This is a genomic window from Streptomyces sp. NPDC088354 (assembly GCF_044753585.1).
Classification (GTDB): Bacteria; Actinomycetota; Actinomycetes; order Streptomycetales; family Streptomycetaceae; genus Actinacidiphila.
In genome coordinates, this window is the sequence record NZ_JBIVNJ010000035.1 from 22,104 (window position 1) to 47,241 (window position 25,138).

Annotated in this window: 18 protein-coding genes and 1 pseudogene; 6 read left to right on the plus strand and 13 right to left on the minus strand. The window is 71.3% G+C overall.

Annotated elements, in window-relative coordinates; all coding sequences use genetic code 11:
- Positions 1–9: 9 nt before the first annotated feature.
- Both ACIP98_RS33530 and ACIP98_RS33535 read right to left on the minus strand, forming a co-directional pair.
- Positions 10–348: pseudogene (locus ACIP98_RS33530) on the minus strand (transposase); the annotation flags it as partial.
- Positions 349–424: 76 nt separating this feature from the next.
- Positions 425–820, minus strand: a complete 396-nt coding sequence (locus ACIP98_RS33535) for a hypothetical protein (RefSeq protein ID WP_401979577.1) — start codon at positions 818–820, stop codon at positions 425–427.
- Between the two features lie 70 nt (positions 821–890).
- Here ACIP98_RS33535 and ACIP98_RS33540 point away from each other — a divergent pair, with 70 nt between their 5' ends.
- A complete protein-coding gene (locus tag ACIP98_RS33540; RefSeq protein ID WP_401979578.1) occupies positions 891–3,179 on the plus strand; it encodes a DNRLRE domain-containing protein in 2,289 nt (762 codons plus the stop codon).
- 76 nt (positions 3,180–3,255) lie between these two features.
- Here ACIP98_RS33540 and frc read toward each other — a convergent pair whose 3' ends face one another.
- Together frc and oxc are read right to left on the minus strand one after the other, a co-directional pair.
- Positions 3,256–4,512: a formyl-CoA transferase gene (gene frc, locus ACIP98_RS33545; RefSeq protein WP_401979581.1), complete on the minus strand. Its 1,257-nt coding sequence runs from the start codon at positions 4,510–4,512 to the stop codon at positions 3,256–3,258.
- Positions 4,513–4,605: 93 nt separating this feature from the next.
- Positions 4,606–6,357, minus strand: coding sequence for an oxalyl-CoA decarboxylase (gene oxc, locus ACIP98_RS33550; RefSeq protein WP_319665520.1), 1,752 nt, complete (start codon positions 6,355–6,357; stop codon positions 4,606–4,608).
- Positions 6,358–6,644: 287 nt separating this feature from the next.
- Between oxc and ACIP98_RS33555 the strand changes: the two genes are divergently transcribed.
- Complete coding sequence (locus ACIP98_RS33555) at positions 6,645–8,303, plus strand: FadD7 family fatty acid--CoA ligase (RefSeq protein ID WP_401979584.1); 1,659 nt, start codon at positions 6,645–6,647, stop codon at positions 8,301–8,303.
- On the opposite strand, the gene ACIP98_RS33560 is transcribed toward ACIP98_RS33555, so the two are convergent.
- Positions 8,296–9,228, minus strand: a complete 933-nt coding sequence (locus ACIP98_RS33560; protein WP_319665522.1) for a LysR family transcriptional regulator — start codon at positions 9,226–9,228, stop codon at positions 8,296–8,298. The two genes, ACIP98_RS33555 and ACIP98_RS33560, sit on opposite strands and share 8 nt — an antisense overlap.
- A gap of 218 nt (positions 9,229–9,446) precedes the next feature.
- A complete protein-coding gene (locus ACIP98_RS33565; RefSeq protein WP_319665523.1) occupies positions 9,447–10,460 on the minus strand; it encodes a 2-dehydropantoate 2-reductase in 1,014 nt (337 codons plus the stop codon).
- A gap of 404 nt (positions 10,461–10,864) precedes the next feature.
- Between ACIP98_RS33565 and ACIP98_RS33570 the strand changes: the two genes are divergently transcribed.
- The 3 genes from ACIP98_RS33570 (at position 10,865) to ACIP98_RS33580 (ending at position 14,855) form a co-directional block, all read left to right on the plus strand.
- The gene (locus tag ACIP98_RS33570) at positions 10,865–12,421 is read left to right on the plus strand and encodes a Re/Si-specific NAD(P)(+) transhydrogenase subunit alpha (RefSeq protein WP_401979585.1); all 1,557 of its coding nucleotides are present in this window, start codon (positions 10,865–10,867) and stop codon (positions 12,419–12,421) included.
- A gap of 6 nt (positions 12,422–12,427) precedes the next feature.
- The gene (pntB, locus tag ACIP98_RS33575) at positions 12,428–13,903 is read left to right on the plus strand and encodes a Re/Si-specific NAD(P)(+) transhydrogenase subunit beta (RefSeq protein WP_401979587.1); all 1,476 of its coding nucleotides are present in this window, start codon (positions 12,428–12,430) and stop codon (positions 13,901–13,903) included.
- Between the two features lie 256 nt (positions 13,904–14,159).
- Positions 14,160–14,855, plus strand: a complete 696-nt coding sequence (locus ACIP98_RS33580; RefSeq protein ID WP_319665526.1) for a GntR family transcriptional regulator — start codon at positions 14,160–14,162, stop codon at positions 14,853–14,855.
- Positions 14,856–15,069: 214 nt separating this feature from the next.
- On the opposite strand, the gene ACIP98_RS33585 is transcribed toward ACIP98_RS33580, so the two are convergent.
- Positions 15,070–16,500, minus strand: coding sequence for an OFA family MFS transporter (locus ACIP98_RS33585; RefSeq protein ID WP_319665527.1), 1,431 nt, complete (start codon positions 16,498–16,500; stop codon positions 15,070–15,072).
- A 554-nt stretch (positions 16,501–17,054) separates the two neighbouring features.
- On the opposite strand from ACIP98_RS33585, the gene ACIP98_RS33590 reads away from it, so the two are divergent.
- Positions 17,055–17,606, plus strand: coding sequence for a YciI family protein (locus ACIP98_RS33590; RefSeq protein ID WP_401979589.1), 552 nt, complete (start codon positions 17,055–17,057; stop codon positions 17,604–17,606).
- A 37-nt stretch (positions 17,607–17,643) separates the two neighbouring features.
- On the opposite strand, the gene ACIP98_RS33595 is transcribed toward ACIP98_RS33590, so the two are convergent.
- The 6 genes from ACIP98_RS33595 to ACIP98_RS33620 all read right to left on the minus strand — a co-directional run bounded on the left by ACIP98_RS33595 (position 17,644) and on the right by ACIP98_RS33620 (position 24,961).
- Positions 17,644–19,287, minus strand: coding sequence for a DEAD/DEAH box helicase (locus tag ACIP98_RS33595; protein ID WP_401979592.1), 1,644 nt, complete (start codon positions 19,285–19,287; stop codon positions 17,644–17,646).
- An 86-nt stretch (positions 19,288–19,373) separates the two neighbouring features.
- The gene (locus ACIP98_RS33600; protein WP_030069301.1) at positions 19,374–19,577 is read right to left on the minus strand and encodes a cold-shock protein; all 204 of its coding nucleotides are present in this window, start codon (positions 19,575–19,577) and stop codon (positions 19,374–19,376) included.
- A gap of 240 nt (positions 19,578–19,817) precedes the next feature.
- Positions 19,818–20,000, minus strand: a complete 183-nt coding sequence (locus tag ACIP98_RS33605; RefSeq protein WP_319665582.1) for a formate dehydrogenase subunit delta — start codon at positions 19,998–20,000, stop codon at positions 19,818–19,820.
- A 31-nt stretch (positions 20,001–20,031) separates the two neighbouring features.
- Complete coding sequence (gene fdhF, locus ACIP98_RS33610; RefSeq protein WP_401979594.1) at positions 20,032–22,866, minus strand: formate dehydrogenase subunit alpha; 2,835 nt, start codon at positions 22,864–22,866, stop codon at positions 20,032–20,034.
- Complete coding sequence (locus ACIP98_RS33615; protein ID WP_401979597.1) at positions 22,863–24,479, minus strand: formate dehydrogenase beta subunit; 1,617 nt, start codon at positions 24,477–24,479, stop codon at positions 22,863–22,865. Before ACIP98_RS33615 ends, fdhF begins: the two co-directional genes overlap by 4 nt.
- Positions 24,476–24,961, minus strand: coding sequence for a formate dehydrogenase subunit gamma (locus ACIP98_RS33620; protein ID WP_401979600.1), 486 nt, complete (start codon positions 24,959–24,961; stop codon positions 24,476–24,478). Before ACIP98_RS33620 ends, ACIP98_RS33615 begins: the two co-directional genes overlap by 4 nt.
- Between the last annotated feature and the right edge of the window lie 177 nt (positions 24,962–25,138).

Consider the following 25,138-nt stretch of genomic DNA (forward strand, 5'->3'; position numbering starts at 1 on the left):
CGCCCAAGCCTACGGATTTCTTTGTTCAGCAGTGCGTCGGGGTTTGGTGCCTGTCCTGTGGTGGATGGGTCGGCGATAGGACTGGCCGGTGACGAGTTCGAGGCCGACGTTGTGGCGTGTTGCCGGGTGGCGGTTCTTCGAGCCGGGCGGCCGCCCGGGGCCTGGGCGGGAGAGTTTGGGAACAGCCGCTGGCGAAGGCAGCCGTGCATGGAGGTTCCGGAACGCGCGTCGGACGCGGGCCGGGGTCAGCCTGTTCGGGTCTGCCGGCTTCTCCCAGGGGCGTCGCAGATCGACGGCGAGCGGACAGGCAAGGCGGAGCTGGGTGTGTGCGGCAATGACCAGCCAGGAGCCTCACGGCCAGGGGCCCGCCTGCTCACGCGGAACCCTGCCGGGTGACACAAAGGTCTGCTGTCAGCGAATTGATTCAGTCGGTGACATCACGAAGGAGCACCGCCTCCAGCGCGAGCAGCTCCGCATCAGTGAGCTGCGAAACAGTCCAGTCGTTGCCCTGCGCATGAACGAGGAACCGCGGGTCGAGCGCCACGTGATAACGCTCGACGTAGTAGGCCAGGTCGGAGTGCCAGAGCCAGCGCCCATCCGTCAGCAGATGCCACCCGCCGATCACGGTATTGGAGGGGCTGAGGATGTCGTGCACGAGTGTGGTCGCGGAGACCAAGACCGTGCCGTTGCGCAGGTACTCGACCAGCTCGCCGACATGTTCCGGCGCCTTGTCCCTGACGGCGGCCCAGAGCGACGGCCCGTCAGGCCAACCCCGCCCAAGCTCTCTGAAGTTCCCAACCACGGGAAATCTGTCGTCCACCCACAGAGGGTAGGACACCTGCTCGTGCACGCTCGACAGAGATCTCAGACGCGGTCTGAGTCTCCAAATGATGCTGAAGCTGTCGGGCCTGACCGGCATCGAGCCCGGCGCGCGGTCCGCACCGCTGCCGATCACCCCGGACGGCGAGAACACCCGTGCCGCCCGGCTCGGCCTCGGCTTCGCCGCCTCCGGTCTCGCGGCGCACGAGGGCGTCACGTACCCGCTGTTCGTCGACCCGGCGCTGAACCCCGGCTGGGACGCGTGGACGGTGGCCTACAAGCCGTACCCGAGCACGAGCTTCTTCAACGGCACCAACTTCTCCTCCGGCACCTCCGACGCCCGCGTGGGCCACGAGTCCGACACCGGCGGCACCGCCCGCTCCTTCTGGCGCATGGACTGGAACAAGGCCATCAAGGGCGCGGCGATCACCAGCGCGACCTTCAAGGTGCTCAACAACCACTCCTGGTCCTGCACGACCCGCGAGTTCCAGCTGTGGCGCACCGGCGCGATCTCGTCCGGCACGACGTGGAACGCGCAGCCGAGCTGGTCCGACGAGATCCAGCGCAAGTCCTTCGCGCACGGCTGGTCGTCGAGCGCCTGCCCGGACGAGTACGAGGCCTTCAACAACAAGGACGCCGCCCAGTACGCCACCGACCGGGGCGATTCGAGCGTCACCTTGGGCATGCGGGCCACGAGCGAGTCGGACACGCAGACCTGGCGCAAGTTCAAGGCGACCTCCGCGACCATCGAGGCCGTCTACAACCGCAACCCGTCCGAGCCCACCGCCGGTTCCTCCAAGCCCGGCGGCGCCTGCACGCCCGGCCCCGGCGCGGGCGTGACGGTCGGCAAGACCAACATCACCCTGTCGGTGACCGCCAAGGACCCCGACAACAACATGAGCAAGGTCCGCTTCCGGTTCTGGAAGAACGGCAGCACGGTCCCGACCGATGTCGAGATCACGATCGGCGCCTCGGGCGGCACCGCCACGTACACCATCCCGTCCAGCGATCCGCTGCTGAAGGACATCACCGCCAACACCACCTTCTCCTGCGACGCCATGGGCAAGGACTCGGCGGGCGCGATGTCCACCGTCTACCCGCCGGGCACCGAGCCCTGCCGCATCACGGTCGACCCGAGCGGACCGTCGCAGCCCATCGTCACCAGCGACGTGTTCCTCAAGGCCACCTCGGACGGCGCCACATGGGCGACCGTGAAGTTCGGCGACACCGGACCCATCACCTTCGAATCGTCGGGGGCCGCGAGGTTCACCTACTCGTGGGGCGGGGTCGGCCCGATCTCGGTCAACGCCAACAGCAGCGGCATCGTCACCGTCACCAACCTGAAGCCGGCGAACGCCGGCCCCAACACGCTCCAGGTCCACGCCTACGACAGCCTCGGCAACGTGAGCGCCCGGACGGACTACACGACGTACGTCCCGCCGAGTGACATCGCCGACGCCCCAGGTGACACGGGCGGCGACAAGATCGACGACCTGCTCACCATCGATGTCACCGGCGTCCTGCGGACGTACGCGGGCCAGCAGGGCGGTGAGCTGTACGGCAGCCTGACGTCGTCGTACGCCATGGGCGCAGGCGGCAAACCGACGCTGAACCCGGCCGGTCACTGGTACAACGCGACGACCGGCAAGGCCGCGCTCATCGCGCACTACCAGGACGCCTACCCGGGCGACGGCACCACGGACCTCTTCGCCGTCAACCCGGACGGCACGTTCTGGCTGGACCCGGGCGACGGTTACGGCTCGTTCGACGTCAACGAGCGGCTGAGGATCCGCCTCCCGTCGAACGCGCCCGCGCCGTCAACCTGGACCCAGCTCAAGGCCATCGGTGACATCACCGGCGACAAGCTGCCCGACCTGGTCCTGCGCACCGACATCGGGTTCTGGGTGCTGTCCGGCTACAGCGGCGCCACCTTCCGGACCGCGACCCTGATGAACGCCGACGCCTGGGCCCGCCGCGACATCGTCAACCTGGCCGAAATGAACAAGGACGGCACGCCCGACCTGCTCTGGCGCAACCTGGACAACGGCACCATGTACGCCCGGCACGGCAAGCCCGGCTCCGTCGCCGGCAGCGTCGACCTCAACTCCCTGATGCTGGCGGGCAACTCGCTCAACGGTGACGTACCGTTCGGCACCAGCTGGACCGAGGCCAACGTCAACGCGGCGATCGGCATCCCGGACATCAAACGACGGCATCCCGGACATCTGGGCCCGGTTCGCCTCGGACGGCCACATGGCCATCTACAACCCGTCCACCACCAACACGAACGCACCGGTGAAGACCGTCATCGGGTCCGGCTGGAACGACAAGCTGGTCTTCGGGTGATCCCGCCCGTCTGACCCGGCCAGCACACCACGGTGCCCCGCACGCGATTCGCGTGCGGGGCACCGCGGCTGTGCGGGCGGTGTACGGCCGTCAGACGACGACGTTGCCCTCGTGGAGCGCGCGGATGGCGTCCGCGTCGTAGCCGAGGTCCGCGAGGACCTCGTCGGTGTGCTCGCCGAGCAGCGGGGCGCCGATGATCTCGGGCTTGAAGCCGGAGAACTTGATCGGGCTGCCCACGGTCAGGTAGGTGCCGCGCTCCTTCTGCTCGACCTCGACGATCGTGCCGCTCTTGCGCATGTCGGGGTCGGCGGCCAGCTCCTTCATGCTGAGCACGGGCGCGCAGGGCACCTCCCACTCGCGGAGGATGTCGACCGCCTCGTACTTGGTCTTGTCGGCCAGCCACTTCTCGATCTCCGCGAAGATCTCGAAGATGTGCGACTGGCGCGCCTTGGCGGTGGTGTACTCCGGGTCCTCGACCCACTCGGGCCGGCCGATGGCCTCGGCGGTCCGCTTCCAGTTCTGCTCCTGGATGGTGAAGTAGATGTAGGCGTTGGGGTCGGTCTCCCAGCCCTTGCACTTCAGGATCCAGCCGGGCTGGCCGCCGCCGCCCGCGTTGCCGCCGCGCGGCACCGTGTCGCCGAACTCGCCGTTCGGGTACTGCGGGTACTCCTCCAGGTAGCCGACCTTCTCCAGGCGCTGCTGGTCGCGGAGCTTGACCCGGGTGAGGTTGAGGACGGCGTCCTGCATGGACACCGACACCTTCTGGCCCAGGCCGGTCGCGTTGCGCTGGATGATGGCGGTCAGCAGGCCGATCAGCAGGTGCATGCCGGTGTTGCTGTCGCCGAGGGCCGAGCCGCTGATGGTCGGCGGGCCGTCCCAGAAGCCGGTGGTGGAGGCGGCGCCGCCGGCGGCCTGGGCGACGTTCTCGTAGACCTTGAGGTCGTTCCAGGACGAGTCGTCGTTGAAGCCCTTGACCGAGCCGAAGATCAGGCGGGGGTTGAGCTGGTGGATGTGGTCCCAGCCCAGGCCCATGCGGTCCATCGCGCCGGGCGCGAAGTTCTCGACCAGGATGTCCGCCTCGCGGATCAGCTTCTCCATGACCTCCTTGCCCTCGGGGGTCTTGGTGTTGATGGCCAGCGAGCGCTTGTTGCTGTTGAGCATCGTGAAGTAGAGCGCGTCGAGCTCGGGGATGTCCCGGAGCTGGTTGCGGGTCACGTCGCCGCCCTGCGGGCGCTCGACCTTGATGACGTCGGCGCCGAACCAGGCGAGCATCTGGGTGCACGCGGGACCGGCCTGGACCCCGGTGAAGTCGATCACCTTGATTCCGGCGAGCGGCTTGTCACTCATGGTGGCTTCCTTCTGGTGAATGTTCGCGGTGCGGGTGGTGGGCTGTGCTGGCGGGATGACGCGGGGTGCGGGCGGGCGAGTGGTGACGGGCGGTCACTTCTTCGCCGGCACGATGTTGCCGACGGTGATGCCCTTCGGGTTGAGGTGCGAGATGTGGCCGCTCTCGGTGCCGGCCGAGGGGTCGATCACGCAGTCGATGAGAGCCGGGCCGCCCGAGGCCAGCGCCTCGGTGAGGGCGGCGGTGACCTCGGCGGGCGTGGTCGCGCGGTAGCCCTTGCCGCCGAACGCCTCGATCATCAGCTCGTGGCGGGCCGAGGACATCAGCGTCGTCGGGGACGGGGCGTCGTCCAGCGGGTTGACGTCGTCGCCGCGGTAGACGCCGCCGTTGTTCATGATCACGGTCACCACGGGGAGCTTGTAGCGGCAGATCGTCTCCAGCTCCATGCCGCTGAACCCGAAGGCGCTGTCGCCCTCGACGGCCACCACCGGCGCCCCGCTCTCCACGGCGGCGGCGATCGCGTAGCCCATGCCGATGCCCATGACGCCCCACGTGCCGCTGTCCAGGCGGTGCCGCGGCACGTGCATGTCGATCACGTTGCGCGCGATGTCCAGGGCGTTGGCGCCCTCGTTGACGATGTACGTCTCGGGGCGCTCGCGCACGACGTCGCGTACCGCCTTCAGGGCGCCCATGAACTGCATCGGGTGCGGGTCGGCCTTCAGTCGCTCGGCCATCTTGGCGACGTTCTGCGCGGAGCGCGCCGCCAGCTCCTCGCGCCAGGCGGCGGGGGCGGAGATCTGGCCGGGCTTGGTGCGCTCGGCGAGCGCGTCGAGCACCGACTCGATGTCACCGACGAGCGGGGCGGCGATGGGCTGGTTGCTGTCCATCTCCTTGGGCTCGATGTCGACCTGGATGAACTTCGCGTCGGGGTTCCACTGCGGCGCCTCGCCGTGGTTCAGCAGCCAGTTGAGGCGGGCGCCCACCAGCATCACGACGTCGGCCTTCTTCAGCGCCAGCGAGCGGGCGGTGGCGGCCGACTGCGGGTGGTCGTCGGGCAGCAGGCCCTTGGCCATCGACATCGGCACGTACGGGATGCCGGTGGACTCGATGAACTCGCGTACCTGGTCGTCCGCCTGGGCGTACGCGGCGCCCTTGCCGAGGACCACCAGCGGCCGCTGAGCGCCGGCCAGCAGCTCGATCGCGCGGTCCACCGCCTCGGGCGCGGGGATCTGGCGCGGCGCGGGGTCGACCAGACGGCTCACCGTCCTCGCGCCCTCCTCGGCGTTCATGATGGAGCCGAGCACCGCGGCGGGGATGTCGAGATAGACACCGCCGGGGCGCCCGGAGATCGCGGTGCGCAGCGCGCGGGCGATGCCGCGGCCGATGTCCTCGACCCGGCTCACGCGGTAGGCGGCCTTGCAGAACTGCTGGGCGGCGGCGAGCTGGTCCATCTCCTCGTAGTCGCCCTGCTTGAGGTCGACCAGATGGCGCTCGCTGGAGCCGGAGATCTGCACCATCGGGAAGCAGTTGGTGGTGGCGTTCGCCAGCGCGACCAGCCCGTTGAGGAAGCCCGGCGCGGACACCGTCAGGCACACGCCCGGCTTCTTCGTCAGGTAGCCGGCCGCCGCCGCCGCGTGTCCCGCGTTGCTCTCGTGGCGGAAGCCGATGTAGCGGATGCCCTGCGCCTGGGCGAGGCGGGCCAGGTCGGTGATCGGGATGCCGACCACCCCGTAGATGGTGTCGACATCGTTCGACTTGAGCGCGTCGACGACCAGGTGGTACCCGTCGGTGAGCTCGGCCGGAACATCGGCGGTCGCCACGGTCTCCAGTGGTGAGGGGGCGGTCATGGTCCGAGGTCCTCCTTGGGCAGGTCATGCGAGTGCGGCTACTCGTCTCACCATCCGCAGCGCGCACGCCCGCGTCCAAGACCTATCGGCGACCAGCCCATAAGCAGCGTCTATCAACGCATGCCGCAGCCGCCCGGAGCACCCTTGATAGACGTCCGCTATCGACCGTTCACCAGCGCGTATTGGACGTGTGCCGGGCGCCCCGCCCAGTCTCGCTGGGGAGACGGCTCAGCAGGGCGGGCCGGCAAGGCCTGGCCCGACGGCCCCGGCGCCAAGGAGGTGCGGTCATGACCGTTCCGGCCGCAGCATCCGTGCGCGACCCGAACCGGTACCGGCCGCCGGCCATCGGCGGCCTCGCCGATCTGCTGGACCGGCACGTCCGCGAGCGTCCCCGCGCCCGCGCGCTCGTGGTCACCGGGGACCGGGTGGAGCTCTCCTACGGCGCGCTCTCCGCCCTGGCCGACGACGTGGCCGCCCGGCTCGGCGGCACGGGGCTGCGCCGCGGGGACGTGGTGGGCCTGGCGTGCGCCAACACCGCCGAGTTCGTCGTCGCGCTCCTGGGCGGGGCGCGCGCGGGGCTGGTGGTCGCCCCCGTGGACCCGGCGCTGCCCGCGTCCCAGGTGTCCGCCCGGCTGGAGGCGCTGGGGGTTCGGGCGCTGCTGACCGGGCCGTCCGCCGGCGAGGCGGCCCCGGTCACGCCCTCCGGCGTCCCCGCCTGGCCGCTGCGCGTGGCGGTGTCCCGCGCCGGTACGGCTTCCGCGGCCCTGGACGCCGGCGCGCCCGCGCCGGCCACCGCAGCACGGGGCGCGGCCCGCGAACTCACCGTCGGCGACGCCCTGGTGCTGTTCACCGCGGGGACCACCGACCAGGCCAAGATGGTCCCCCTCACGCACGCCAACGTGGCCGCGTCCGTGCGGGGCATCTGCGCCACCTACGAGCTGGGGCCCGGTGACGCGACCGTGGCGGTGATGCCGTTCTTCCACGGCCACGGACTCTTCGCCGCGCTGCTGGCCTCCCTGGCGAGCGGCGGCTGCGTGCTGCTGCCCGCGCGCGGCCGGTTCTCGGCGCACACGTTCTGGGACGACATGCGAGCGGCGGGCGCCACCTGGTTCACCGCGGTGCCGACCATCCACGAGATCCTGCTGGACCGCTCGGCGATCGACCACCCGGGCCCACGGGCGCCCGCGCACAGCCCGCCGCTGAAGTTCGTGCGCAGTTGCAGCGCCCCCCTGAACGCGGCCACCCAGCGGGCGCTAGAGCGCGCGCTGGGTGCGCCGCTGCTGTCGGCGTACGGGATGACGGAGTCCACCCACCAGGCGACCAGCGAACCGCTGCCGCGCCACGGGTCGTTGAAGCACGGCTCGGTCGGCCGCTCGACCGGGGTGGAACTGCGGGTCGTGGGCCCCGGCGGGCGGCCCTGCCCGGCCGGCGCCGAGGGCGAGGTGTGGGTGCGCGGGGCCACCGTCGCCCGCGGCTACCTCGCCGACCCGGCCGAGACGGAGCGCAGTTTCGGCGACGGATGGCTCCGTACGGGCGACCTCGGCACCCTGGACGAGGACGGGTACCTCTTCCTGACCGGGCGCATCAAGAACCTGATCAACCGCGGGGGCGAGAAGATCTCGCCGGAGCACGTCGAGGACGTGCTGGCGGGCTGTCCCGGTGTCGCGGAGGCCGCCGTGTTCGCCGTGCCCGACGCGACGTACGGTCAGCGCGTCGGCGCGGCCGTGGTCCTGTCGCGGGGCGAGAGCGTCGGGCCGGAGGAGATCCTGCGGTACTGCCGCGCCCGGCTGGCCGCCTTCGAGGTGCCCGACCGGCTCTCCGTCGTCGCCGCGCTCCCGCACACCGCCAAGGGAGGACTCGACCGGGCGGCGGTGGGCGCGCTGTACGCGGACGCTGCGGACGGCACGGACGCCGCGGACCGGCACCGCGGGCCCGGTCTCACCTGACGCGGTGCTCGGCCGGCAGCGGCTCGTCGAAGAACTCGTCCAGCGCCAGGCCCGCCGCCGCGTTCATGAACGCCCGTGCCGCGACCGAGCCGGGGGTCGCGGAGTGGATCGCGACCGACACCTGCGCCCGGGCGTCCGGCTCGACCAGGCGGACCGCCCGCATCCTGCCCAGCGGCGGCATCGCCCGCAGCCAGGTGTGCGGCACGATGCTCGCGCACGCGCCGGCGCCCACGCTCGCGTACAGGGCCGCGACGGAGTCGGTCTCCACCTGGGGCGTCACCACGACGCCGCTCTCCGCGAAGGCGCTGTCGATGACCTGACGGATCCTCATGTCGGTGGTCAGCAGGGCGAGCGGCAGCTGGGCCGCGTCCGACCAGCGCATCGTGTCGGCCGGGGACAGCAGCTGGTCGCTGGGCGCGAGCAGCATGTAGCGCTCCTCGTACAGCGACATCACCTGGAGGTTCTCCCGGTCGTGCGGTGCGAAGTGAGCGATGGCGGCATCGAGTTCGAACGCGAGCAGCTGGCGGTGCAGCTCCGTGGTCGACAGCCGGGAGCGGACCTGCACCTTGGCCAGCGGGTGCGCCGCGCAGAACGCGGCGACAGGCAGCACGAGGGTCGTGGACGCCGTGGGTTCCGTGCCCAGCCGCAGGGTGCCGGTGATGCCGGACTGGACGGCGGCGACCTCGGCCTTGAAGGCCTCCTGCTCGGCCAGGATCCGCTTGGCCCACACCACGAGGCGTTCGCCCTCGGGGGTGAGGCCCTGGTAGTTGTGGCCGCGGTTGATCAGGGTGACGTTCAGCTCGCGTTCGAGCTTGGCGATCGCCGCCGACAGCGCGGGCTGGGACACGTAGCAGGACTCGGCCGCCCGCGCGAAGTGCCTCTCCCTGGCCACCGCCACGAAGTACTCCAGCTGACGGAACAGCATGAACGACTCCTCTCTGCCTGGGGCCGTGGCCGCGCCGGGCGCTTCCTGCTGGAGTCGCAAGGCCGTCAGTGGTGCCGCTGGTCGCGGTCCGGCCCGGTCAGCCTATCGAGCGCGATCCCGCGGCCCGCGCGCCCGGCCCGGCCCCGGGTCCCGGCACGGTCTGCGCCGGGACCCGGGGCCGCGCCACTGCTCCGATCCTCGTGCGGGCACCGCCCGCCTTACGCGGGCTCCGCCTTGTGGGCGCTGTCGTCGATCTCCCAGCCCGCCGCGGCGCGTTGCGCCAGCAGGTCGGTGGCGGCGTGGACCGTGCGCAAGGCGGGCGCCTCGGCTCCGGAGATGTCTGCCATCTCCACCACCGCCGTGACGATGGCGTCGAGTTCGAGTTGCTTGCCGGCCTCCAGGTCCTGGAGCATCGAGGTCTTGTGGTGCCCGACGCCTTCCGCGCCGCGCAGCCGCTTCTCAATCGAGATGTCCGGGGTGCTGCCGACCCTGGCCGCGATGTCGAGGGTCTCCTCCATGAGCTGGGTGACGAGGCGCCGGGTGTGCGGGTGCCTGCAGATCTCGACCATGGTCGCCCGGGTCAGGGCGCTGATCGGGTTGAACGCGACGTTGCCCATCAGCTTGATCCAGATGTCGTCGCGCAGGTCGGGCTCCACCGGGCTCTTGAGACCGCCCGCGATCATGGCCTCGCTCAGGGCCGTGCACCGGTCCGAGACCCCGCCCGCCGGCTCGCCGATGGAGAAGCGGGTGCCCTCCAGGTGCCGGATGACCCCCGGGGCCTCGATGACGGTGGCGGGGTAGACCACGCAGCCGATCGCCCGCTCCGGTGGCAGCACCTTGCTGGTGGCGCCGCCCGGGTCGACCGACTCGATCCGCCGCCCTTCGTAGGGACCGGGGAGTCGGTGGAAGTACCACCACGGGATGCCGTTCTGAGCGGCCACCACCGCGGTGCTGTCGCCGATCAGCGGGGCGACCAGTGATCCGGAGGTCGGGTACGCGTGTGCCTTCAGACCCAGGAAGACGTAGTCCACCGGACCGATCTCGCCCGGGTCGTCCGTGGCGTGGGGCCGTGCCACGAAGTCACCTCGCGGACTGAGTACCCGGACCCCGTCCGCGCGTATGGCCCGCAGATGCTCACCTCGGGCGATCAGGTGGACGTCGGCGCCACCACGGTGCAGTGCCGCGCCCCAGTAGGCGCCGATCGCACCGGCTCCGAGGACTGCAATTCTCACGGCGGCTCCTCTCGATTCGAGCGGGAATGAATACTGTATGCAGTGCTGTCCGGCGATGTACAGTCCCTACACGGAAAGGCGCACGCCCGTACCCGGGCCCCCACCGCGGCCCCGCGACGGGCCGGGCCCGGCGTCAACGCCTCACAAGGCGGCACAACTCACACCCCTGACTGGTTGGCCGGGCACCCATCGGGGGAAACCTTCGCCGCACACGCTGTGCCGGCGCGCCACCGCGCACCGAGGCCGGCCCACCGTCGCAAGGAACGCACCGCTGGGCACGTCCGCCGGCGGCTCGTGGTGAAGGCCCACGTCAGGACAGCCGGCCGGGGCAGGCGCAGGACGGCCGACGGCTCGCCTGGCAACGGCACCGGTTTGTCAGTCGGAAGGGACGGAACAGGAGAGCGATGTCGGATTCACCACCACAGCAGATCGGTGTCGTCACCGAGTCCACCGCCGGGGAGACCCGCGTGGCGGCCACACCGGACAGCGTCCGCAAGCTCCGGGCCATCGGTTACGAGGTCGTCGTGGAGTCGGAGGCCGGAACGGCCTCGGGCTTCTCCGACGAGGCCTACACCGAGGCCGGCGCACGGATCGGCGACGCCTGGCAGGCGGACGTCGTACTCAAGGTCAACGCGCCCTCGCAGGAGGAGATGGCCAAGCTGCGCGACGGGGCGACCCTCGTCGGGCTGATCGGCCCCGCGATCAATCCGGGCCTCGTCGACGAACTCGCACGGCGGCCGATCACCGTCCTGTCGATGGACGCCGTGCCCCGCATATCCCGGGCCCAGTCGATGGACGTGCTCAGCTCGATGGCCAACATCGCGGGCTACCGGGCGGTGATCGAGGCCGCCCACGTCTTCGGGCGCTTCTTCACCGGCCAGGTCACCGCGGCGGGCAAGGTGCCGCCCGCGAAGGTCCTGGTGGCCGGCGCGGGCGTGGCCGGTCTCGCGGCGATCGGCGCGGCGGGCAGCCTGGGCGCGGTGGTGCGGGCCACCGACCCCCGGGCCGAGGTCGCCGACCAAGTGCGGTCACTGGGGGCTGAGTTCCTCGCCGTGGAGGTCGAGCAGGAGGCGAGCGGCGACGGGTACGCCAAGGCGACCACCGAGGCGTACGACCGGCGCGCGGCCGAGATCTACAGCGAGCAGGCCGCGGACGTCGACATCATCATCACCACCGCGCTGATCCCCGGTCGCCCGGCGCCCCGGCTGATCACGGCCGCCGACGTGGCGTCCATGAAGCCCGGCAGCGTCATCGTCGACATGGCCGCGGCGCAGGGTGGCAACGTCGAGGGCACGGTCAGCGGGAAGGCGATCGTCACCGGCAACGACGTGACGATCATCGGCTACACCGACCTCGCGGGCCGACTGCCCGCCCAGGCCTCGCAGTTGTACGGGACCAACCTCGTCAACCTGCTCAAGCTGCTGACGCCCGGCAAGGACGGGCGGCTGACGCTGGACTTCGACGACGTCGTGCAGCGGTCGGTGACCGTGGTGCGGGACGGCGAGAAGACCTGGCCGCCGCCGCCCGTCCAGGTGTCCGCCGCGGCGCCCGCGCAGCCGGCGACCGCCGCCGCCCCTGCCGCGGCCGCGGCCCCGCAGGCCAAGGAGGCCCGCCTGACGCCGGGCCTCCGCTACGGCCTCGTCGGCCTGGGCATGATCGCGATGTTCCTCCTGGTCGCCTTCTCCCCCGCCCAGCTCATCGGCAACTTCACGGTGTTCGCGCTGGCCGTGGTCATCGGCTACTACGTGATCGGCAAGGTCCATCACGCCCTGCACACCCCGCTGATGTCGGTCACCAACGCGATCTCCGGGATCGTGGTGGTCGGCGCGCTGCTGCAGATCGGCCACGACGGGGTGCTCGTCGCCGTGCTGTCGCTCGTGGCGATCACGCTGACGACCGTGAACATCTTCGGAGGATTCGCCGTCACCCGCCGCATGCTCGGCATGTTCTCGAAAGGCTGAGGATCGATGACCGCAACAACGGCCGCACAGGCCGCCGACATCGTCGCCGCGCTGCTGTTCATCTTCAGCCTGGCCGGGCTCTCCCAGCACCGCACCTCCCGCGCCGGGGTCGCGTACGGCATCGGAGGCATGGCGCTGGCGCTCGTCGCCACCGTCGTCGTCGCCGCACGGGACGTCTCGACGGGCGCCGTCCTGCTGATCGTCCTCGCCACGGCCGTCGGCGGCTCCGTGGGCCTGTGGCGGGCCCGCAAGGTCGAGATGACCCAGATGCCGGAGCTCATCGCCGTCCTGCACAGCCTCGTCGGCCTGGCCGCGGTGCTGGTCGGCTGGAACAGCTACCTGGAGGTCGAGGCGCACGGCGCGGAGCAGACCCGGATCGCCTCCGAGCTGCTGCGGATCCACCACGCCGAGGTGTTCATCGGCATCTTCATCGGCGCGGTGACCTTCACCGGATCGATCATCGCATTCCTGAAGCTGTCGGCCCGGATCAAGTCCCGGCCGCTGACGCTGCCGGGGAAGAACGCCCTCAACCTCGGCGCGCTGGCCGCCTTCGTGACACTGACGGTCTGGTTCGCCGTCAGCCCGAGCCTCGGTCTGATGATCGCCGTGACCGTCCTGGCGCTCGCGCTGGGCTGGCACCTGGTCGCCTCCATCGGCGGCGGCGACATGCCGGTCGTCGTCTCGATGCTCAACAGCTACTCGGGCTGGGCGGCCGCCGCGGCGGGCTTCCTGCTCGACAACAACCTGCTCATCGTCACCGGCGCGCTGGTGGGCTCCTCCGGCGCCTACCTGTCGTACGTGATGTGCAAGGCGATGAACCGGTCCTTCATCTCGGTGATCGCCGGCGGCTTCGGCATCGAGGCGGCGCCGAGCGGCGACGCCGAGCAGGGCGAGCACCGCGAGACCAGCGCCGAGGAGACCGCAGAACTGCTGGAGAACGCCACCTCCGTGATCATCACCCCCGGTTACGGCATGGCGGTCGCCCAGGCCCAGCACCCGGTGGCCGAGCTGACCGCCGCCCTGCGCGAGCGCGGGGTGACGGTGCGGTTCGGCGTGCACCCGGTGGCCGGGCGGCTGCCCGGGCACATGAACGTGCTGCTGGCCGAGGCCAGGGTGCCCTACGACGTCGTGCTGGAAATGGACGAGATCAACGACGACTTCGCCGGCACCACCGTGGTGCTGGTCATCGGCGCCAACGACACCGTCAACCCGGCCGCGCAGGAGGACCCGGCCAGCCCGATCGCCGGCATGCCGGTGCTGCGGGTGTGGGAGGCCGAGAACGTCATCGTCTTCAAGCGGTCCATGTCCTCGGGGTACGCGGGCGTGCAGAACCCGCTGTTCTTCCGCGAGAACAGCCGCATGCTCTTCGGCGACGCGAAGCAGAGCGTGGAGGGCATCCTGCGGGCGCTGAGCGCGACGGACACCGGCTCCGCGGCCTCGCGGCCGGGCCCGCGGACGTCCGAGCAGCCCTCGCACGCCTGACCGTGTGCCGGGCCCGGCACCGGGCGGGGGGGGGGGGGGGGGGGGGGGGGGCCCCCCCCCCCCCCCCGGGGGGCCCCCCCCCCCGGGGGGGGGGGGGGGGCCCCCGCCCCCCCCCCCCCGCCCGGTGCGGGTCACCCGCCCCCACCAGCGTCAACTGCCGTACGGTTACCAAGTTTTGTACAAGACCCCAGGTAGATTGCATACTAAAACCTGTATCCTGGCTCCGTCACCGAACCGCAGTCCGATGAGGGGGCCCATGCGCGACACACGCACCGCCGCAGCCGCCACCGTCCGGATCAAACGACCGGCGCCGCTGCGCCAGGCCGTCTACGACGCGCTGATCGACCTGATCATCAACGGCACGCTCACCCCCGGCCAGCACCTGGTCGAGGCCGAACTCGCCGAACACCTCGGCGTCAGCCGCCAACCCGTACGCGAAGCCCTCCAACGCCTCCAGACCGACGGCTGGGTCGACCTCCGCCCCGCCCAAGGCGCCTTCGTCCACGCCCCCACCCAGGAAGAAGCCGCCCAACTCCTCAGCGTCCGCGCCGTCCTGGAGACGCACTCCGCCCACGGCGCCGCGCTGCACGCGACCGAGGAGGACGTGGCCCGCCTGTGGGAGCTGCAGGAGGCCGGCATCGCCGCCTTGGCGGCCGACGACGCGCGGGGCATCGTGGAGGCCAACGCGGCCCTGCACGGCTTCATCACCGAGCTGTCCCGCAACAAGGTGCTGGCGGAACTGATCCCCCAGGTCGACCGGCGGGTGCGCTGGTACTACATGCCCATCGCCAAGCCCCGCGGCAAGGAGGCCTGGACCGAGCACGCCTCCCTCATCGACGCGATCGCCGAGGGCGACGCGGAGCGCGCGGAGGAACTGATGCGCTGTCACACCCAGCGCACCACGGACTTCTACGGCCGGCAGATCGCCGCCGCCGGCGCCCGGAACGGGTGACTGGGTGACGGGCGCCGCCCCGTCTCCCCGTAACGTCAGGGGAAATGGGGCGGGACCGGACGAAGCAGGGAGCGCACCCCACCGGCCGGCCCCGCTCCCGTGACGCGGACGACCCGGCGCGGAACTGCCGCTGGACCGGGCCGGGCTCCGTTCGCCCGCGCACGTCTTGCGGGAGGGGGCGCCGGGGCGGGCGCCCCCTCCGGTCCGGTGCCGCTCAGCCGCTGCTCGCCTCCGCGGGGGACGGCTCGGCCGCCGGGCCGCCGGCGGCCTGCTGCGCCTGGACGACGGCCTCCGCCACGTGCGAGGGCTTCGGCTGGCGCAGGAACAAGGTGATCGCGGCCGACAGGAAGGCGATGCCCCCGGCCAGGCTGTAGCCACCGGTGTAACCCCAGGCACTGATCACCGAGGCGGCCAGGCCGCCGCCGAAGACACCGCCGAACAGCTTGGCGCTGTAGACCAGACCGTAGTTCTGCGCGTTGTTGTTCTCGCCGAAGTAGTCCGGCACGAGCGCGGCGAACAGCGGGTAGAAGGCACCGCCGCCGAAGCCGTTGACGAACGCGAAGAACAGGAAGAGGGGTTCGTTGTGGGCCTGGCCCGACCACAGGACGCCGAACTGCGCCACTCCGGCGACGACCAGGACCAGCGTGAGCGTCCGCTTGCGGCCCAGGGTGTCGGACAGCCAGCCCACCGCCGCCCGGCCGACGCCGTTGACCACGGCGAGCACACCCGCTGACGACGCGGCCACCAGCGGCCCGAAGCCGAGGCTCTTGGCGAACGGCACCTGGAAGTTGATGCCGAAGAGCGACACGCCGCCGATGCACACCAGCGCGAACCACATCAACGGCAGCTGCCCGGTCCTGATCGCCTGCATCGGGGTGAACTGGGCCTTCGCCGGGGGGTTCTTGGCCAGCCGCTTCGCGACACGCGCGGAGTCCTCGGTCGTGACCCGGTTCAGCGGGTCCACGTCCTGCGGCCACCAGCTCTTGGGCGGGTCCTTGAAGAACATGCCGCACACGCCCACCACGACCACCATGAAGACCGCGATCAGGTCGAGGACCAGCTTGAAGTTCCCGGGGTGGAACCAGTAGCTGAAGACGAAGATGAAGGGCAGAGTGCCGTAGGCGAAGCCGCCGTTGACGAACCCGGTGCGGGCGCCCTTGTTGTCCGGGTACCACTTGCCGACCATGTTGATGCAGGTCGCGTACACCAGACCCGCTCCGGTGCCGCCCAGCACCGAGTAGCCGAGGATCACCACGACGGGGTTGCCGAAGTGCGCGACGGCCGAGAGGCCGAGGCCGGACAGCAGCGCGCCGGCGAGCATGGCCGTCCTGGCCGGCAGGACGCCGGTCTCCCTCAGCCGTCCGGCGGGGAACGCCACTCCCGCCTGGAAGACCGCCCATACGCTGGCGATCCAGAACGCCTCCGTGAGGGTCCACCCGTGGGCGCTCTCCAGCGTCGACTCCGCGGAGCTGTAGCCGTACTCGAAGACGCTGACACCCATCATCGCGAACCACGGCAGCCAGACCATCCAGGCCCGGGGCCTGCCCAGGATGGACCGGTCGGACTCGCCGACCCGGTACACGCGGCCGTTCACGTCGGTGACTTCCCGATAGGGAGCAGGAGCCACCTCAGGTATTGCTGACATGTGTGCCTTCCCTTGCGTGAAAAGAACCTGGCGTGCGCTCCCTGGGCTTTTCTCTTCATGCGGCGGGGTGGTACGGAATCCCATCCCTGCGGCACGGCCGGCATGCGGCCGTGCCGGTGGTACGCCGTCCGTTCGGCTGGGGTCCGGGGCGGCATCCCGGACCGTGCAGCGCACGGTCGGTGGCACATCGGTGCATCCCCCAGGCACGCGGGAAAGCCGCGCCCAGGGGCGGAGTTGTGGCTGGTCAGCCGGTCGGTGTGCGATGCATTACATACTGGAGATTGCATACGGTATGGATCGGCGGAAGCGTGTGTCCAGAGGATGTCGGGAAGATTGACTACCGCATTACCATTGGGCCCGCCGCGGAGCCGGTAACCCCCTGCGAGGGCACCGGGATTCACTCGCCCCGACCTGGGACTGCACGCATTCCGGCCGGACGCGGCGGGCCGACGGCCGGATTCACACGTCCGCTTGACGGCCGCTCAGATGTAACGGGCCGCCGCCGCGCGGAAACCCGCTCGACCCGGGCGGCCGCCCGAAGGGATCCTGCGGGCATGGAGTTTCTCTGCTACCACCGCGACCGGCCCGGTTCCATGGCCCTGCGCGACGAACTGCTCGAAGAGCACTGGGGCTACATGGACCGGTTCGCGAAGGAGATGATCGCCCGGGGTCCGACCCTCGCGGACGACCTCGACACCCCCACCGGGAGCGTGCACATCGTCGACCTGCCCGATCCCGCCGCGGCCCGCGCGTTCGCCTTCGACGAGCCCTACTACCAGGCCGGCGTCTACCGGGACGTAGTGCTGCGCCGGTGGCGCAACGTGCTGGGGCGCACGATGTGGGACTTCCCGGGCGGCCGGACCGGGGGCGACCGGTACATGGTGCTCGGCCTCGGCGCGGGGCCGGCCGCCGACCTCGTCCCGCCGCCCGGCTCCGACGACCTGATCGCCTACGGGCCGCTGCTCTCCGACGACGGCAGCGCCTGGCTCGGCACGGCGGCACTGCTCCGGGCACCGGACCCGGAGAGCGCACGTGCCGTGCTCACTCCGGACCGGTACGCCGACATCGAGGTGCACCACTGGCAGTTCGGCGGGCGGCCGTCGTGACGGGACACCGTCCGGGTCGACGTCACCGCCCCTCCGCTCAGGCCCCGGAGGAGCGGCGGCCTCCCCGGCCGCCGCGGCCCTCGCCGCCGCCCGTGGCGCCGCCGGAGGCCGTGCGGCGGCCGGTGCCGCGGGCGGGGTTGCCGGAGCCGGAGCCGGCCGACGTACCGGAGGCGGTACGGCCGCCGGTGCCGCGGGACGCCGTGGTAGCGGCGCCGCGGGACGCCGTGCGGCGGCCGGAGCCGGCCGCGGCGCGGCGGTCCGTACCCTGACCGCCGCCGGTGCCCGTGCCGGTCCCGGCGGCGGTCGTGCCGCCACCGCTGCGGCGCCGGCGGCTGGGCCGCTTGCCGGGCTCGGAGGTGCGCGGGGCCGGAGCGGCCGGCTGCGGCACCTCGATGGTGATGGCCACGCCGGACGGCTCACGGGCACCGGTGATGGTGGCCAGTGCCGCGTCGCCGGAGGTCACCCGTGCCGTACGGGGGCGGATGCCCGCGTCCGACATCAGCCGGGTGACGTCCCGCTTCTGCTCGGGCAGGACCAGCGTGACCACGCTGCCGGAGCCGCCGGCGCGGGCCGTGCGGCCGCCCCGGTGTAGGTAGTCCTTGTGGTCGGTCGGGGGATCGACGTTCACGACCAGGTCGAGGTCGTCGACGTGTATGCCGCGGGCCGCGACGTTCGTGGCGACCAGCGCGGTGACCAGACCGGTCTTGAACTGCTCCAGGGTGCGGTTGCGCTGCGGCTGGGAGCGCCCGCCGTGCAGTGCCGCCGCGCGGACGCCGACGGACAGGAGCCGCTTGGCGAGCCGGTCGGCGGCCCTCTTGGTGTCGATGAAGAGGATGACCCGGCCGTCGCGTGCCGCGATGCGCGTGGTGACGGCCTTCTTGTCGGTCTCGTCCAGGACGTGGAGCACGTGGTGCTCCATGGTGGTCACCGCGCCCGCGGACGGGTCCACGGAGTGCACCACGGGGTCGGTCAGGAACCGCTGCACCAGCCGGTCGATGTTGCCGTCCAGGGTGGCCGAGAACAGCATCCGCTGCCCGTCGGGCCGCACGCGCTCGATCAGCTTGGTGATCTGCGGCATGAAGCCCATGTCGGTCATCTGGTCGGCCTCGTCCAGCACCGTGATGCGGACGTCCCCGAGCAGGCAGGCGCCCTGCTCCACCAGGTCGTTGAGCCGGCCGGGGGTGGCCACGAGGACCTCGACGCCGCGCTTGAGCGTGGCGGCCTGCTTGGTCATGGACAGCCCGCCGACCACCGTGGTCAGCCGGAGGTTCACGGCCGTCGCGTACGGGGTCAGCGCGTCCGTCACCTGCTGGGCGAGCTCACGGGTGGGCACCAGGACCAGGGCGAGCGGTGCCTTGGGCTCCGCGCGCAGTCCGGCCGTACGGGCCAGCAGCGCGAGCCCGAAGGCGAGGGTCTTGCCGGAGCCGGTGCGTCCGCGTCCGAGCAGGTCGCGGCCGGCGAGCGAGTTGGGCAGCGTGGCGGCCTGGATGGGGAAGGGGTCGGTCACGCCCTGCGCGGTGAGGGTCTTCAGCAGCCCCGCGGGCATGTCGAGGGCCGCGAAGTCCTCGACGGGGGGAAGCGCGGGCGTCGTGCTCTCCGGCAGCCGGAACTCGCGCGGCGGCGCCGCGGACGGTGCGGGCGACGACGTGCGCCGGGTCGGCTTCTGGGGCCTGCGGGACATGCGGTTACTGCCTTCCTGGAACCAGCGCAAACCGGGGTCCGCACCGAAACGGTGCGGACCCCGGTGAACAGATACGCGTCCGGCGATCAGGCGGGGACGATGTTCTCCGCCTGCGGGCCCTTCTGGCCCTGCGTGACGTCGAACGAGACCCGCTGGCCCTCCTGGAGCTCACGGAAGCCCTGGGTCGCGATGTTCGAGTAGTGGGCGAAGACGTCGGGGCCGCCGCCGTCCTGCTCAATGAAGCCGAAACCCTTTTCGGCGTTGAACCACTTCACGGTTCCCTGTGCCATGACGCTCTCCTTCTGTAGGCAGAGGCCCCATCCGGAGATGCCGGTAGAACAAATAATGCGCCTGAAGGAGAAGTTTCCCGTCAGGCGCACATAGATCCATGGGTACCACAACTGCAACTTCGAGAACCCTAGCACAGCGCGGTCACCGGCCCGCCGCTCCCCCGGTGCCCGCCGCCTGTGAGCCCGCCCACAGCGGCCGCCGGTGCGGGGCCGGTCCGGGTCCGGACCGGCCCCGCACGGTCAGCGCAGCAGCCGTACCGCGGCCACCACCAGGGGGTCCAGGCCCTCCGCGCCGGTGTCGACGCAACGGAAGAGCCGGGCGCGCATGCGCGGGTCCCAGAACCTGCCGATGTGGCCCGCGACGGCCTCGGCGGCCTGCGCACCCGGCAGGTGCACGAGGTTCGCGGCGATGTCGTTGGCCATCCGTCGCTCCGACGGCACTCCCGCCGCCATCTCAGTCCCCCACCGTGAGCAGGCCGGGCCCGGCGGGCTCGGTATGCCCGGCGTTCCCGGCGGGCTCGGGCCGCGGCGGTCGCGCCAGCCCCACCTGCACGGCGGTCACCTTGTACTCCGGGCAGTTGGTCGCCCAGTCCGAGTTCTCGGTGGTCACCACGTTGGCGCCGGTCACCGGGTGGTGGAACGTGGTGTAGACGACCCCGGTCGGCATGCGGTCGGAGATCTCCGCACGCAGTGTCGTCTGCCCCACACGGCTGGCCAGCGTCACCATGTCGCCGTCGGTGATGCCGCGGACCTCGGCGTCGTGCGGGTGCAGTTCCAGGACGTCCTCGGGGTGCCAGGCGACGTTGCCGGTGCGGCGGGTCTGCGCCCCGACGTTGTACTGGCTCAGGATCCGGCCCGTGGTCAGGACCAGCGGGAAGCGCCGGGTGCTGCGCTCGCTCGTCGGCACGAAGGTGGTGACCACGAACCTGCCCTTGCCCCGGACGAACTCGTCCACGTGCATGATCGGCGTGCCTTCCGGGGCCGCCTCGTTGCACGGCCACTGGACGCTGCCGAGCTTGTCCAGCACCTCGAAGGAGACACCGGCGAAGGTGGGCGTCACCGCGGCGATCTCGTCCATGATCCGGCTCGGGTGGTCGTACGCCATGGGGTAGCCCATGGCCGTGGCGATCTCGCTCACGATCTGCCACTCGTGCTTGCCCGTCTTCGGCTTCATCACCGCGCGCACCCGGTTGATCCGGCGTTCGGCGTTGGTGAAGGTGCCGTCCTTCTCCAGGAAGGAGGCGCCGGGCAGGAAGACGTGTGCGAACTTGGCCGTCTCGTTGAGGAACAGGTCCTGGACGACGACCAGTTCCATGGCCTCCAGCGCGGCCGTGACGTGCTTCAGGTTGGGGTCGGACTGGGCGATGTCCTCGCCGTGGACGAACAGGCCGCGGAAGGTGCCGTCGATCGCCGCGTCGAACATGTTGGGAATCCGCAGCCCGGGCTCGGCGAGCAGGGTGCCGCCCCACAGGTTCTCGAACACCTTGCGCACCGCGTCGTCGGAGACGTGCCGGTAGCCGGGCAGTTCGTGCGGGAACGAGCCCATGTCGCAGGAGCCCTGCACGTTGTTCTGGCCGCGCAACGGGTTCACGCCGACGCCGTCGCGGCCGAGGTTGCCGCACGCCATCGCGAGGTTGGCCATCCCCATGACCATGGTCGAGCCCTGGCTGTGCTCGGTGACACCGAGGCCGTAGTAGATGGCCCCGTTGGGCGCCTGCGCGTACAGCCGCGCCGCGGCGCGCAGTTCCTCCGCCGGCACGCCGCAGATCTCCTCGGCCGCCTCCGGGCTGTTCTCCGGGCGGGCGATGAACTCCGCCCACGCGTCGAAGTCCTCGCAGCGCTCGTCCACGAAGGCCCGGTCGATCAGGCCCTCGGTCACCACCACGTGCGCCATGGCGTTGACGACGGCCACGTTCGTGCTCGGCCTGAGCTGGAGGTGGTGCTCGGCCTCGATGTGCGGGGAGCGCACCAGGTCGATGCGGCGCGGGTCGACCACGATGAGCTTCGCGCCCTCGCGCAGCCGGCGCTTCATCCGCGAGGCGAACACCGGGTGGCCGTCGGTGGGGTTGGCGCCGATCACCATGATCACGTCGGCTTCGGCCACCGAGCGGAAGTCCTGGGTGCCCGCCGACTCGCCGAAGGTCTGCTTGAGCCCGTACCCCGTCGGGGAGTGGCAGACCCGGGCGCAGGTGTCGACGTTGTTGTTGCCGAAGGCGGCGCGCACCATCTTCTGGACGACGTAGACCTCCTCGTTGGTGCAGCGCGAGGAGGTGATGGCGCCGATCGAGCCCGGTCCGTACCGCTGCTGGAGCTCGCGCATCCGGCGGGCGACGGTGCCGATCGCCTCGTCCCACTCGACCTCCCGCCACGGGTCGGTGATCCTCTCGCGCACCATGGGCTTGAGCACCCGGTCCGGGTGCGAGGCGTATCCGAAGGCGAAGCGGCCCTTCACGCAGGAGTGGCCCTCGTTCGCCCCGCCGTCCTTGTACGGGACCATCCGCACCAGTTCGTCGCCGCGCAGCTCCGCCTTGAACGAGCAGCCGACGCCGCAGTACGCGCAGGTGGTGACCACCGACCGGGTCGGCATGCCGAGTTCGACCACCGACTTCTCCTGGAGGGTGGAGGTCGGGCAGGCCTGCACGCAGGCCCCGCAGGAGACGCACTCGGACTCCATGAAGGTCTCGCCCGCGCCCGCGGAGACCTTGGAGTCGAAGCCGCGCCCCTCGATGGTCAGCGCGAAGGTGCCCTGCACCTCGCCGCAGGCGCGGACGCAGCGGGAGCAGGCGATGCACTTGGACGCGTCGAAGTCGAAGTACGGGTTGGAGGTGTCCTTCTCGGCGTCGAGGTGGTTCTCGCCCTCGTAGCCGTAGCGGACCTGCCGCAGTCCGACCACGCCGGCCATGTCCTGCAGTTCGCAGTCGCCGTTGGCCGGGCAGGTGAGGCAGTCCAGCGGGTGGTCGGAGATGTAGAGCTCCATGACGCCCTGGCGGAGCTTCTCCACCTTCGGGGTCTGGGTGCTCACCTTCATCCCGTCCGCCACCGGCGTGGTGCAGGACGCGGGCGTGCCCCGGCGGCCGTCGATCTCCACCACGCACAGCCGGCAGGAGCCGAACGGCTCCAGGCTGTCGGTGGCGCAGAGTTTGGGGATGTCGATGCCGGCGAGCGCGGCGGCGCGCATCACCGAGGTGCCCTCCGGCACCGCCACCGGCAGCCCGTCGACCTCCACCGACACCGTCGCCGCGCCGGGCCGCTCGGGTGTGCCGAAGTCGGGTTCCTTGAGAAGTGTCATGCCGTGCCCTCCGTCCTGGCCCCACTGGACTGCCGGTGCCGGCTCCCCGGGCCGGCGTCACGCGCGAGGAAGTCGTCGGGGAAATGGGCGATGGCGCTGCGCACCGGCATGGGCGTCAGGCCGCCCATCGCGCACAGCGAGCCGTCGGTCATCAGCTCGCACAGGTCCTCCAGCAGGGCGAGGTTCTCGTCCCGCTGCTGACCGGCCACGATCTTGTCGATCACTTCGACGCCGCGGACCGAGCCCACCCGGCATGGGGTGCACTTGCCGCAGGACTCCTCGGCGCAGAACTCCATCGCGAAGCGGGCCTGCGCGGCCATGTCGACACTGTCGTCGAAGACCACGATGCCGCCGTGGCCCAGCATGGCGCCGGCCGCCGCGAAGGCCTCGTAGTCCATCGGCAGGTCGAACATCGTCGCCGGCAGGTAGGCGCCGAGCGGCCCGCCGACCTGCACGGTGCGCACCGGGCGCCCGGAGAACGTCCCGCCGCCGTAGTCCTCGACGAGCTCGCGCAGGGTGATGCCGAAGGCGGTCTCCACGATGCCGCCGCGCGCGATGTTGCCGCCGAGCTGGAACACCTGGGTGCCGCGCGACCGGTCGACGCCGAGTTCCTGGTACGCCTTCGCGCCGTGCGACAGGACGACGGGGACGGTGGCGAGGGTGAGGACGTTGTTGACGACGGTCGGCTTGCCGAACAGGCCCTCGATCGCCGGGATCGGCGGCTTGGCGCGGACGGTGCCGCGCTTGCCCTCCAGGCTCTCCAGCATCGAGGTCTCCTCGCCGCAGATGTACGCGCCCGCACCGACCCGCACGTGCAGGTCGAAGTCGAGCGAGGAGCCGAGGATGCCCTTGCCGAGCCATCCCCGCTCGCGCGCGATCTCGATGGCCGCGCGCACCGTGGCCACCGCGTCGGGGTACTCCGAGCGGATGTAGAGGTAGCCCTCGCGCGCGCCGACGGCGTGCGCGGCGATCGTCATGCCCTCGATGAGCATGAACGGGTCACCCTCCATGACCATGCGGTCGGCGAAGGTGCCGCTGTCGCCCTCGTCGGCGTTGCAGCAGACGAACTTCAGCTCGTCGTCGCAGCCGAGGACGGTCTTCCACTTGATACCGGCGGGGAATCCCGCGCCGCCGCGGCCGCGCAGCCCGGAGTCGGTGACCTCGGTGACCACGTCCTCGGGGGCCAGTGCCAGCGCCGCGCGCAGCCCTTCCAGTCCGCCGTGCGCGAGGTAGTCCTCGGCGGACAGGGGGTCGGTCACGCCGATCCTGGCGAAGGTGACCCGCGTCTGCCGGGCCAGCCAGGGCAGTTCGTCGACGATGCCGAGACGCAGCGGATGGTCGGCGCCCTCCAGCATGCCCGCGCTCAGCAGGCTCTCGACGTCGGAGGGGGCGATCGGCCCGTAGCCGACGCGGCCGGCGGGTGTGACCACCTCGACCAGCGGCTCCAGCCAGAGCATGCCGCGCGAGCCGTTGCGCACCACCTCCACGGGCAGTTCGCGGTCGGCGGCGGCCTGGCGCAGCGCGTCCGCGACCTCGTCCGCGCCGACGGACCTGGCCGCCGAGTCGCGCGGGACGTACACCGTCACGGCGGAGTCCGATGAGTGCTGTGTCATGAGACCGTCCCCTTGAGGATCGCGCCCAGCCGGGCGGTGTCCACTCGTCCGTACAGCCGGCCGTTCATCTCGGCGGAGGGTCCCAGGGCGCAGTTGCCGAGGCAGAAGACCTGCTCGACGGTCACCGAGCCGTCGGCGGTCGTGCCGCCCGGCTGCAGCCCGGCTTCACGGGCGTAGTCCATCAGGTCCTCGGCGCCCAGGGCCTGGCACGCCTCGGCGCGGCAGATCCGCACGGTGGTCCGCCCCGCGGGCTCACGGCGGAAGTCGTGGTAGAAGGTCACCACTCCGTGGACGTCCGCCCGGGAGAGGTTGAGCTCGTCCGCGAGCACCGCCACGGCCTCCTGCGGCACGCAGCCCAACTCGGCCTGGACGGCGTGCAGTATGGGCAGCAGCGGCCCCCTGTGCTCCCGGTGGTCGGCCGCGACCGTCCGGACCACCTGCTCGACGGACGCGGCCGTACCTCCCGCGCTCCCCGGCGTCATGACCGCTCCGCCTTCGTGGCGCGCGGGAATCCGGACGCGGGATGCTCAACTGCCGTCCGACACCTTCGGTACACACACATTCGGGCCCCTTGACCTCTCCTGCGGATGCGCGGGGTCCGTGACCGACGTACAGAGCCGCTTCGGTTTTCAGGCGGTGCTGGCGGTACTCCTAGGACA